Source organism: Mesorhizobium sp. M2E.F.Ca.ET.209.01.1.1 (genome assembly GCF_004010375.2).
In the GTDB taxonomy this organism is placed as follows: Bacteria; Pseudomonadota; Alphaproteobacteria; order Rhizobiales; family Rhizobiaceae; genus Mesorhizobium.
The window spans coordinates 1-1018 of record NZ_SADP02000061.1; the positions used below are offsets into that span (position 1 = coordinate 1).

Annotated in this window: 1 protein-coding gene; it reads right to left on the reverse strand. The window is 64.3% G+C overall.

Annotated elements, in window-relative coordinates; translation table 11 throughout:
- Positions 1 to 189: 189 nt before the first annotated feature.
- Positions 190 to 1018: IS5 family transposase (locus tag EN852_RS34535; protein WP_135879562.1), on the reverse strand; the 829-nt coding region annotated here is incomplete at its 5' end.

Genomic DNA, 1018 nt, shown 5'->3' on the forward strand with positions numbered 1-1018 from the left:
GTCGCCTCGTTCCTTCCAGCACCCCTCATCCGGCCGCTTCGCGGCCACCTTTCTCCCACAAGGGGCCTGTTGCGCAGTCATCGCGACCTAGCGCGCGGAGCGGTTTGGCCGTGAGGTCTCGCTCTGTTTTGGCTCTTGGGGTGGAGTTTGGGGATGGCGATGCGGCCTTAGGCCGGATGCTGGACGCACCTATGGCGTGATGGCGGCCCATCGGCGCATGTTGAAGGCGATCGCTGCCATCGTCACTTGGGCTGCGGCCTTGGCCAGTCCGACATAGCGGATCGTGGTCAGCTTCATGCGGTTCTTGAGCGTCGCGAAAGTGGTCTCCACCGCCGCTCGCCGTCTCGCGATCAGGCGATTGTAGCGCTTGAGCCGCTCGGGCAACGGATGGTGCTTGTTGGGCCGGCGGGCAATGCGAACCTTCTTGCCTTCGGCCTTCAATCGAGCACGACGGGCGTGGGTATCATAGGCGGCATCCGCCCACACCGTCTTCTCGTCGCCGCAGATCAACTCATCGGCCATCACCGTGTCGTTGACGTTGGCCGGTGTGGTGATCACCGTGCGGATCAAACCGGAGCCTTCGTCAACCCCGACATGGGCCTTGTAGCCGAAGGTGAGGCCGCGCTTGCCTTTGCGGGCGGTGACGCGGGCGTCCGTATCCTGCGACGGCCGATCCGCTGCCGGCGGCGCCGAGACCGCATCGATCAGCGTGGCATCCAGCATCGTGCCGCGCTTCAGGATCACGCCGGCCTTCTCCAACTGCCGGTCCAACCCGCCAAACAACTTCTCCATCAGCCCTTCGCCAACAAGCAGGTTGCGAAAGCGCGACAGCACCGTGTGATCGGGGATGCTCTCCTCAAGCCCGAGCCCGACAAAGCGCCGGAATGACAATCGATCGCCCAGCGCTTCCTCGAGCTCGCGATCCGATAGCCCATAGAGTGATTGCAGCAATAGCGCCTTGAAGAGTAACAACGGCGGCCAGGCCGCACGGCCCGCCCCGCCATCGCGTAGCGGGTTG